Source organism: Pseudonocardia kujensis, assembly GCF_021283305.1.
GTDB lineage: Bacteria > Actinomycetota > Actinomycetes > Mycobacteriales > Pseudonocardiaceae > Pseudonocardia > Pseudonocardia kujensis.
The window spans coordinates 106,091-116,171 of record NZ_JAJSOK010000021.1; the positions used below are offsets into that span (position 1 = coordinate 106,091).

Genomic DNA, 10,081 nt, shown 5'->3' on the forward strand with positions numbered 1-10,081 from the left:
ACGGGGGTGGCGATGTCGGACTCGCTCCGCCCTACAGACCACGAGCGGCTCGCGGCCTTCCGCGCTGTGCGCACCCGCGACGTGACCGAGGCCGAGACCAGGTTGGCTCGGGTGTTCAGTCCGCACAGCCTGCGACCCAACGGGCCGGCGGGCCGGTTCCACGCCCGGGCGAACACCGTGGGGCTGAGCAGGCTCCGTTTGGTCTACCTCGCGCTCGGCACCGCGATGACGATCAACCCGGACCCGTTGAGCTACTACGCCGCGAACATCGTCCTTCGCGGCGGGGCGGAGTACCGGCAGCCATCGTCCTCCGCTCGCAGTGGTGGGTACAGCGTGGGTGCGGTCCTCGGCCCCGGCGTCCCGACGGAGATGCGCCTGGACGACGACTGCGAGCAGCTGTCGGTCCTGGTGGACCGCCAGGCTCTCGAGTCGTGTGCGGGCTTGCCGCGCGCGAGACATGCGCAGGTTCGCCTGGCCATGTCGCTGGACCTGCGGTCGGCCGCCACCCGGAGCTGGATCGATCTCGTCCGGTGGACCATCCGGGACGCAGAGGGTGGCCGCCTGCTCGACAACCCGCTCGCCGCCGCTCGGGTCGAGGACCTGATCATGATGGGTCTGCTGACCGCGCAACGCCTCGATGACCACGACGACGAGGCGCTCGACAGCCGACTCCCCGCCCAGCTCGCCCGCGCCGTCGAGCTGATCCACGAACACGCGGACCGACCGCTCACCCTCACCGACCTCGCCGAGGCCGCCGGGACCAGCGTGCGGACCCTGCAAGCGGGATTCCGTCGCCATTTGGACACCAGTCCGAGCGCCTACCTGCGCAACCTTCGCCTCGACCGCACCCGGGAGGATCTCGAAGGTCGCGCCGAGGACGATCCGGCCGGCGTCACGACCGTCGCGCTCCGCTGGGGTTTCACCCACGTCCCGCGCTTCGCGGCCCTGTACCGGCAGCGGTTCGGCGAGCTGCCCTCGGAGACCTTGCGACGTCGTCGACGCGGCTGAGGTTGGCGCGAGACCCGGGCGTCCGCTGCCGTTGCGCAGAACGGATCCCCTGCGCCATGTGGATCGCGGGCACACCGAAGATCCGCCTAAATTCTGGGCAGTCGCAATGTTGCGGACGGACAGGAGCAAGACGATGGCACCACACTCGTTGTTGCCGACCGACCACGCCGACGGCATCCTCGAGCGGGCTGCAGCCATCCTGCAGGCCTTCGACGAGGATCACCGTCAGCTCACGCTGATGGGGCTCGTACGGCGCAGCGGGCTTCCCCGATCGACCGTGCACCGGGTTGCCGGCCGCATGGTCGACCTGGGCTGGCTGGTTCGCCACGACGGCCGCTACCACGTCGGCAACGACTTCGTCCGGCTCTCCGGTTTGACCCCGGTGCGCCGAGAGCTGCGCGAAGCGGTGCAACCGTTCATGCAGGACCTCTACGAGACGACTCGGCTGACCGTCCAGCTCGGTGTCCTCGAGGACAACCGGATCTTGATCGTCGACACGGTCACCGGACATCGGGAGCTGCCGATGCTGTCCAAGGTCGGGGGCACCATCCCCGCCCACTGCTCCAGCCTGGGACGGGCGATCCTCGCCCACAGCCCGTCCACTCGCGTCGACGACGTCGTCGGGGACGGACTGTGGAGCCGCACCGCACGCACGATCACCGATCCGGGGGCCCTGCGCCAGGAGCTCGTCACCTCGGCCCGGCGAGGCTGGGCCGTGGACGACGAGGAGGGCAACGTCGGGATCCGGTGTGTCGGCGCGGCCCTCTGCTCCTCACTCGGCGAAGTCGTCGGCGCACTGTCGGTGACGGGGCCGGCCGCGCTGGTGCAACCCGCCCGGCTGGGGCCGGTGCTCCGAGCGACCGCGGCGGCGGCGTCGCGCAGGTACGCAAAGCTGCCGCCGCGGATCGCCTGAATCCGGACCCGTCAGTCCCAGATCACGTCGAGCCGCTGCGGCCCGCGGAACAGCCAGCCCCACACCGGGACCTCGTGCTCGGGATCGAGCCGGATGGACGGGCAGGCTGCGTAGAGCTCCTCCAACGCGATCCGCGCCACCTGCGGCGCGAACGCCATGCCCGAGCAGATGTGCCGGCCCGCGCCGAAGGCGAGATGGCTGTGCACCGGCCGCTCGAGGTCGAACACGTCCGGGTTCTCGAACACCGCCTCGTCCCGGTTCGCCGAGCCGTAGGACAGCCACACCGTCTGTCCCGGCAGCATCGTCCCGCCACCCTCGACCGGCACCTCGTGCAGCGGAAGCCGGCTGGACGCGCTGAAGACCGGCGCCATCCAACGCAGCCCCTCGACGAGCGCCCGCGGGATCAGGTTCGGGTTCTCGATCACCTGCTCGAGCTGGTCCGGCCTGGTCGTCAGCCCCAGGAACGTCGCCGCGCACTGGTGCCCCGGCTCCTGCAGCCCGCCCAGGATGATCACCTTGAGCGATGGGAGGAGCTCGTCGAGAGTGCGCGGGCTGCCCTCGGGGCGCCCGTGGTGGAGGTAGTGCGACAGCGCCGAGTCGTCGGGCTCGGCGGACAGCTTGGCGACCAGCGGCTCGAGGACCTCACGGATCTCCGCACCCGCCTGGTCGGCCGGCTCGAACCCCTCGGGGTTGGTGAAGTTGCCCTCGGCGTCCATCGCGGTGTTGGCGATGCCGCGGGCCAACGCGTGGAACCACCGGCGCAAGGTGACCGAGTCGACGTTGCCGAGTCCGATGACGTCACCGACGCAGCGGACGCTGATCGGCTCGAAGTAGTCCGCCATCAGTTCCGCGCGACCCTTCGCGAGGATCTCTGCGAGGTAGGAACGGACCGTAGGCCGCACCGAGGTTTCGAGCTGGTCGCGGAACGCGCGCGGCTTCAGGGGCGGATCGACAGCCGCCCGCAGGTCCTGGTGAATCTGCCCCTCCGAGCCCAGGATGTGGTTGCTCCCGAGCACCCGCTCGTGCATCGGGCTGGTGCCGCCCCGGAAGTTCTCCGCGTCGGTGGAGATGGCCTGACACTGCTCCCATGTCGACGCGACCCAGGACCGTGCCGCCGGAATCCACGCGATCGGCGCCTCACGGCGAAGCCGCTCGAAGATCGGGTACGGATCGTTTTCGAGCTGTTCGACCGTGAGGCTCGCGAGCCACTCCTGCGCCTGGTCCTTCTCCAGCGTGTCGTTCGGTTCCACTGCAACTCCTTCGTCGTGAACGGGAAGTCAAAGATCGAGAGCGAGGGTCGGAGAGTTCGATCGGGACACGCAGAGCATGATCAGCTTTCCGTTCGTTCGCTCCTCGCCGGTGAGGATCTCGTCGCGGTGGTCCGGCTCCCCCGCGAGCACCGAGGCTTCGCAGGTGCCACAGGTCCCGGTTCGACAGGAGGACAGGATCGAGACCCCTGCCGCTTCGAGGACCTCCAGTAGCGTCTTGTCGGCGGGCACCTCGAGCGTGAGCCCGGACCGGCGCAGCTCGACCGTGAACGAGCCCGCGCCCTCGTCGACCCCGGCGGGCTCGAAACGCTCGAAGTGCAGGCTTCCGACCGGGCGCTCCACACACAACCTGGACACGGCCTCGATCAGCGGCCCGGGACCGCAGCAGTACACGGCTGTGTCGTCCGTGACCTGCTCGAGCAGCGTGGCCAGCGGCAGGAGCCCGCGCTCGTCCTCCGGCCAGAGCGTCACGCGCGGGCTGTCCAGCTCGGCGAGGAAACCCATGTGGGCACGGGAGCGTCCGCCGTACACCAGGCGCCAGTCCTTCCCCTCCTTCTCGGCCTGCGCGATCATCGGCAGGAACGGGGTGATCCCGATGCCGCCCGCGATGAAGAGGTACCGCTCGGCCTCGACCAGCGGGAACTGGTTGCGGGGGGCGTCGACCTGCAGCCGCTGCCCGACGGAGACCTGGTCGTGAAGGTCGCGGGAGACCTTGCCCTCGGGGTCGCGACGCACGGCAATCCGCCAGCTGAGCCGATCCGAAGGCTCTCCACAGAGCGAGTACTGACGAATCGCCCCTTTCACCGTGACACCAACGTGGGCACCGGGCTCCCACTCGGGGAGCTCCCCGCCGTCGGCTCGCCGCATACGGAAGACAGCGACGTCCTCGGCCGTCATGTCTTTCGACGTCACGACCAACTCCAGACCCATGACGATCCCTTCCCGCTTCCTTGCCGAGGTCGCTGCGATCCGGGTGCGAATGTTCAACGGGTTCGCGGTGGTTGGCCACCAGGGGTCCCGGTGGGCGGGAGACCGGACCGAGAGGCCTCGACGGCCGCCGGCGTCCGCTCACGGGCGCGGCGGCGACCGCGGGCGGACCCGACGACGTCGGCCGCGAGCCTCGCGCAGGCGGCCGGTAGCCCGTCGTCGTGACGTGCCGGTGTCGCGGCGGGGTGGCTCAGGCCGTGGCACCGATCCGCTACGGAGTCCCAGCCGACGGGACTCCGTGTTGGAGCGTCAGGCCGCCGACCGCACGATTCGACCAGGAGTACACCGACAGTTCCGAGGCCGGCGAGCCGGATGCACATCACGAACATCGGCACTGCCCGTCTGCCTTGAATCGCAGAACCCGGGCGTTCCGCGGCTCTCGTTTGTGTCCACCGGAGAGAGCCGCAACGCGCCACGCAGCTAGCTTCCGCACGTTCCCGCACCTGACTGCCGCGAACAAACAGACAGGGAGTGCACAATGACGAGCACCACCGACGTACACGAGTTCAACCCCATGGTCTCGCCTCATCGCGAGAATCCGCATCTGTTCTACAAGTGGTCCCGGGCGGAGAGCCCGATCACCTTCGCGCCCCCGCTCAACGCCTACATGGTCACCCGGTACGACGACATCAAGGCCGTCGTCGACGACCCGGAGACGTACTCCTCGGCCAACTCCGTGCCGGTGATGTGGTCGAACCCGCCGGAGGTCGTCGAGGCGCTCGACGGCCTGATCCCGGAGGCCGAGACCATCGTCAACACCGACGAGCCCGCCCACGGCCCGTTGCGCGACGTCCTCAACCACGCGTTCTCCGGCCGTCGGGTGCGTCAGCAAATACCGGCGATGACGGCGAGGTCGAACGAGCTCGTCGACGCCTTCCTGTCCGGCGACCGGGCCGACCTCGTCGGGCAGTACGCCGATCCCTACGTCCAGCTCGTCGTCAGCCTGGTGTTCGGCATCCCGCGCGAGGACGTCGAGAAGGTCCAGGGCTGGACCGACGACTACATGCTCCTGATGAACCCGCTGGCGCCCGTCGACGGAAAGGTCGCCGCCGCCCGACGGCTGCACGACTACCAGCACTACATCGACCAGATGGCCGACGACCGCCGCGCGCACCCGCGTGAGGACTTCATGTCCGACCTGGTCCACGGGGGCGAGAACTTCCCGCCGGTCAGCCACGCCGACCTGCACTACATCTTCCGCGGGCTGCGGTTCGCCGGCCACGACACGACGCGGGACCTGATCACCAGCACCCTGCTCCTGATGCTCGCCGACGACCGGAAGCTGTGGGAGAAGGCACAGGCCGACCGCCGGTCCCTGCCCCGCATCATCGAGGAGACCCTGCGCCGCGACGCCCCCCACCGTGGCCTGATGCGGATCACCACGCGCGAGGTGACGCTCGGCGGCACCACCCTGCCCGCCGGCGCGTCGCTCCTGCTGTTGTTCGGGTCGGCCAACCGGGACGAAACACACTTCCCGAACCCCGACGTCGCTGACCTCGACCGCCCGAACGTCCGCGAGCACCTCGCCTTCGGCAGCGGCATCCACCAGTGCCCCGGTGCCCAGCTGGCCCGCACCGAGGTCCGGATCGCCCTCGAGACGCTGCTCGACCGTCTGCCGGACCTGCACCTGGTCCCGGGCTTCACGCCGACCTACATCGCGAGCTACTTCTTCCGCGGCCTCGAGCGACTCGATGTGAACTGGTGACTACGGGGGAGACGGCGTCGGCGACGCCCCGGCCGTCGCCGTCTCCCCGGCGGCCGACTCCAGCACGACCTCGTCGACCGGTCCGCGCCGAACGGGCATCGCGGTCCACCGGCAGCCAGGAGCAAGCTTCGTGAACTCGTCGGAACGTGTCCTCCGCGTCGAACATCTGACCCGTGAGACGGACTCGATCATCTCCTTCACTCTCGTGGACCCCCAGGGCGGAGAACTCCCCGCCTGGGAGCCGGGCGCCCACATCGACGTGGTGGTGCCAGGCCTCGGCACACGCCAGTACTCACTGTGCGGCGACCCGCGCAACCGCCACAGCTACCGCATCGGTGTTCTCCTCGAACCCGGCGGCCGAGGTGGCTCTCGCTACCTCCACACCGAGGTGAGAGTGGGCGACCTGCTCACCTGCCGAGGTCCCCGGAACAACTTCATGCTCGACGAGGCGAAGCACTACGTGTTCCTCGCCGGCGGCATCGGCGTGACCCCGATCCTGCCCATGGTCGTGGAGGCGCAGCGGCGAGGTGCGTCGTGGACGATGGTCTACGGCGCACGGACCCGCTCGGCCATGGCGTTCGTCAGCGAGCTGCACGAGCGCGTGCAGCTGATGCCCGAGGACGAGCTGGGCAGGATCGACGTCGGGAAGGCGCTCGCCGACCTCCCGGAGGGCAGCCTCGTCTACTGCTGCGGGCCCGCCGCCATGATCGAAGCCGTCCGGGGTCATCGCAGCGACTGGCCGGACCCGGACACGGTGCGTTTCGAGCTGTTTTCCGCCCCTGTGCAGGACACCGCGACGGAGACGGACCGCGCCTTCGAGGTCGAGCTGGTCCACACGGGCGCGACGTTCACCGTGCAGCCCGGGGAGTCGATCCTCCAGAAGGCCATGGACGCCGGCGCCGACATCGGCTTCGACTGCCAGGAAGGCATCTGCGGCAGTTGCGAGACCCCGATCCTCGAGGGGGTGGCCGACCACCGAGACCAGGTCCTCACGGCCAAGGAGAAGGTCGCGAACACCTGCATGATGATCTGCGTTTCCCGTGCCGCGAGCCCGCGAATCGTCCTCGACCTGTAGACGGCGCCGCTCATCAGACAGTCAGCGCACTACCCGACCATTGACTCCTCACCGGGAGAACAAGATGCCCATCCTCACGATCGCCTACGCAAATCCGACGGACACCGAGAAGTTCGACCGCCATTACACCGAGGTCCATCGCCCCCTCGCCGAGAAACTCCCGGCCCTGAAGGAGCTGCGGGTCCGACGATGCACGTCGCTCGACGAGGCCCCGGCGCCCAACTACGTTCTGGTCGAGCCCAGCTTCGAGTCCCCGAGGCGTTGTACCAGGAGGCGCGTCAGCCACCCTCGGCAGTGATGGTCTGGACGCCCGCTCAGCTCGGAGCGTTTCCTCGACAACGCTCACCACGACCGCCTCTACGCCCTCTGGCACCTCATCGCTCACCGCAGCCTCCGCCGCGGTGAGGCATTCGGCGTTTTGGGAAGAGGTGGACCTGATGGCGAGTCTCGTGGTGATCCGCCTTCAGCTGGTACAGAACGGGTGGCAGGTCATCGAGAGCAAGCCGAAGTCCGAAGCCGGAACAGGTTCAGCGCCCTCGACGCCGGCACCGTGTCCGCACTGCGGGCCCAGAAGGAACGGCAAGACCGCGAGCGGGGAGATCTGGGGCGAAGCTTGCCAAGAGTCCGGCCGCGTCTTCCCACGGAGAACGGCGAGGCCCTGCACCCCGCCTCCGTCACAGCACGCTTCCATCACCTCGCCGAGGAGATCGGCCCGCCGCCCGTGCGGCTACACGACCCTTCGTCACGGCGATGCCTCGCTGATGCTTGCGGCGGGAGAGCCGACGAAGGTGGTCCAGGAGACACTCGGTCACAGTTCGGTGACGCTCACCACGACACCTACACGTCGGTATTCCACGACCTGGCAGCGGGCCGAGGCGGTCGCCGCGTTGATCCCACGAGCCCGAGCCGGATCCGCCACGCCCAGACCACGCACACACTCACCCGAAGACGATCACCCCGAGGTGCAATCTCCACAGGTAGAAGGGGGTGGGCCCCGGAGGATCGAACTCACAACCCGCGGAGACAAGATCCACTACTTTCGTGGGGTCCTGACGTCTGTCGTCACCCCTCGTACGCTGCGCAGATTCCCGAGCGTTGGTGTTGCAGGCGCCTGTTCGTCGTGGGCTTCTGCCGTTGATATCCGGGGGTACTCCGGGGGCTGCTGCTCCCCCGCGCCCACTGAGTGCCATCCCGTCGACCTGTCGCCAGACCGACCGCGCGGACGCCCGTGGGCGGCCCTCGACGCAACCGCACCCGACTTTGCCACGCTCCGCCCACGGGCGGCCGTGCGGTACGCCCTCCGGGAGGTCGGCGGGATGGCACGGGCCGCCATCCTGTTGATCTGCCGCCCGGCGAGGGCTCGCTCACCCTATGTCCCCGTGGGGTAGAGCAACGGGCGGCTTGCCCCTTTCCAGGAGCAACCTAAGCAGCTCATCTTCCCAGCGCGCTGCAGCATTCTCCGCCTGACTGCCAGCAGCTGCCGCCCCAGAGTGCGGCTGAGGTACCTCCACTGCGTCCACTCGAAGGTAACGTTTGACGCTCCGTGACCGAACGACTACTGGAGATCTGCTCGCAACGATTCAGCCCGACTGGGACGTAAAGGTACGAGGAAGTCAATGCGCATATCGCGACTGTCAGTTCGCAATCACAGCCGCCTTAAGGACTTCGAGATTGAAGTTCGTTCCCATCTGGTACTTGTCGGGCCGAACGATGTTGGAAAATCTTCGGTGCTTCGTTGCGTCGACCTGCTGCTAGGCGCTAGCACGGCACAACTATACCAACAAATTACCTCAAGCGATTTTCGAGACGCAGGCGAGACGCTGGTTATCGAAGCAGACCTGGTCGATTTCCAAGAATCCGACAAGGCGAACTTCCCTGATGAAATCCAGGTTATTGCTGAGACCGGAGCTAGTCTTTTAACACTCAGACTCGCCGCATCGATTGATGAGGACCAGACGATCACCGTTGAGCGCACCGCGCCCGGCGGAGGCACCGGCCGCCAGGTATCCCGGTCGCAAATGGCCAGCATAGGATGGAAGAAGCTCGGCGCCACGGTTCAGGCACGTGACCTCCGTGGAGACCGGAAGAACATCTTCCATGAAATCCTGCAAGCTGTGGATCTTGGCGATGAGCTGGACGGGTTCACCACCCTGACGTCGCAGCTCAAAGATATGCTCGAGGCGTCGAATGTGCTTGAAGGACTACGTGGCGATCTAGCAGGCCATCTGTCCAAAGCCCTGCCCGAAGAAATACGTAAGGAAGACCTCGCACTAGTCCCCGGAGCGACTGCAGAAAATGATGTTCTGAATGATGTCAGACTACAGATAGTCCGCGATGGGACTAATCGCGACATCAGCGATCAATCTGATGGAACCAAGGCGCTATTCGCAATCGCCTTCTACGACCTTGCTAGCCAAGGCGCTAACGTCGTAGCTATCGACGAGCCCGAGATTCATTTGCACCCAACTAGTCAACGCAGCCTAGCCCGGCTACTAGTCAATAGTCCAAATCAAAAGATTCTGTCCACACATTCGACCGATATTGTTGGCTCTTTCGATCCAGAATGTATCGTCGCTGTTCGGGCAGGTGGCGCGCTGGTGCAGCCACAGAGCGGCTTCCTCACCAAGGAAGAGCGCGTCGTTGTTGAGTGGTGGGTGCACGACAAACTGGAGCCGCTGACGTCACTTCGCGTGATTGCAGTCGAAGGCATTTCGGACAGAATAATCCTTCAACGCGTTGCGGAGCTGACGGACCGAAACCTAGATCGACTAGGAATATCGATCTTAGAGACTGGCGGCGCTGGCAATATGGGCGCCATCATGAAGGTATTCGGGAAAAGCGGCTTCGATATTCCGTTATCGATCCTAATTGATGACGACGCGAAGGCGGATACAGCGAGCAAGCTCGGCGTTGAAGAAGCGTACCTGAAGAACAATTCAGTTTGGATCTCCAATCCGGATCTTGAAGGCGAGTATGTGGAGGCGTTTGGTGCGGCCAATGAGCCTTTCTCAGTAGCGGCGCGGTGGTGGCGGGGCGACACGCCGACGACGGTGAGTTGACCCGGAACGGGCGCAGGACCCCGGTAGAGAAGTTGGTCCTTCCACAGATCAACACTCACACCGAGG

The 10,081-nt window shown here is 66.7% G+C and carries 8 protein-coding genes; 6 read left to right on the forward strand and 2 right to left on the reverse strand.

Features of this window, described 5'->3' with window-relative positions; translation table 11 throughout:
- Positions 1 to 12 precede the first annotated feature (12 nt).
- Both LWC35_RS17050 and LWC35_RS17055 read left to right on the forward strand, forming a co-directional pair.
- Complete coding sequence (locus LWC35_RS17050; protein ID WP_232871125.1) at positions 13 to 1,008, forward strand: AraC family transcriptional regulator; 996 nt, start codon at positions 13 to 15, stop codon at positions 1,006 to 1,008.
- A 58-nt stretch (positions 1,009 to 1,066) separates the two neighbouring features.
- Positions 1,067 to 1,921: an IclR family transcriptional regulator gene (locus LWC35_RS17055; protein WP_232871126.1), complete on the forward strand. Its 855-nt coding sequence runs from the start codon at positions 1,067 to 1,069 to the stop codon at positions 1,919 to 1,921.
- Positions 1,922 to 1,932: 11 nt separating this feature from the next.
- Here the strand turns inward: LWC35_RS17055 and LWC35_RS40315 are convergent, their stop codons facing one another.
- Complete coding sequence (locus LWC35_RS40315; protein ID WP_232871127.1) at positions 1,933 to 3,171, reverse strand: cytochrome P450; 1,239 nt, start codon at positions 3,169 to 3,171, stop codon at positions 1,933 to 1,935.
- A 27-nt stretch (positions 3,172 to 3,198) separates the two neighbouring features.
- Positions 3,199 to 4,119: a PDR/VanB family oxidoreductase gene (locus tag LWC35_RS17065; protein WP_232871128.1), complete on the reverse strand. Its 921-nt coding sequence runs from the start codon at positions 4,117 to 4,119 to the stop codon at positions 3,199 to 3,201.
- Positions 4,120 to 4,654: 535 nt separating this feature from the next.
- Between LWC35_RS17065 and LWC35_RS17070 the strand changes: the two genes are divergently transcribed.
- The 4 genes from LWC35_RS17070 to LWC35_RS17085 all read left to right on the forward strand — a co-directional run bounded on the left by LWC35_RS17070 (position 4,655) and on the right by LWC35_RS17085 (position 10,015).
- Positions 4,655 to 5,881: a cytochrome P450 gene (locus LWC35_RS17070; protein ID WP_232871129.1), complete on the forward strand. Its 1,227-nt coding sequence runs from the start codon at positions 4,655 to 4,657 to the stop codon at positions 5,879 to 5,881.
- 130 nt (positions 5,882 to 6,011) lie between these two features.
- Positions 6,012 to 6,956 carry a PDR/VanB family oxidoreductase gene (locus LWC35_RS17075; RefSeq protein ID WP_232871130.1) on the forward strand — a complete coding sequence of 315 codons (945 nt, stop codon included), beginning with the start codon at positions 6,012 to 6,014 and terminating at the stop codon, positions 6,954 to 6,956.
- A gap of 64 nt (positions 6,957 to 7,020) precedes the next feature.
- Positions 7,021 to 7,254, forward strand: coding sequence for an EthD family reductase (locus LWC35_RS17080; protein ID WP_232871131.1), 234 nt, complete (start codon positions 7,021 to 7,023; stop codon positions 7,252 to 7,254).
- A 1,318-nt stretch (positions 7,255 to 8,572) separates the two neighbouring features.
- Complete coding sequence (locus tag LWC35_RS17085; protein WP_232871132.1) at positions 8,573 to 10,015, forward strand: ATP-dependent nuclease; 1,443 nt, start codon at positions 8,573 to 8,575, stop codon at positions 10,013 to 10,015.
- Positions 10,016 to 10,081 lie beyond the last annotated feature (66 nt).

Excerpts from the sequence above, each read along its gene's own strand:
- LWC35_RS17050 (WP_232871125.1), top strand. The coding sequence starts at position 13 with ATGTCGGACTCGCTCCGCCCTACAGACCACGAGCGGCTCGCGGCCTTC.
- LWC35_RS17065 (WP_232871128.1), bottom strand. The coding sequence starts at position 4,119 with ATGGGTCTGGAGTTGGTCGTGACGTCGAAAGACATGACGGCCGAGGAC.
- LWC35_RS17070 (WP_232871129.1), top strand. The coding sequence starts at position 4,655 with ATGACGAGCACCACCGACGTACACGAGTTCAACCCCATGGTCTCGCCT.
- LWC35_RS17080 (WP_232871131.1), top strand. The coding sequence starts at position 7,021 with ATGCCCATCCTCACGATCGCCTACGCAAATCCGACGGACACCGAGAAG.
- LWC35_RS17085 (WP_232871132.1), top strand. The coding sequence starts at position 8,573 with ATGCGCATATCGCGACTGTCAGTTCGCAATCACAGCCGCCTTAAGGAC.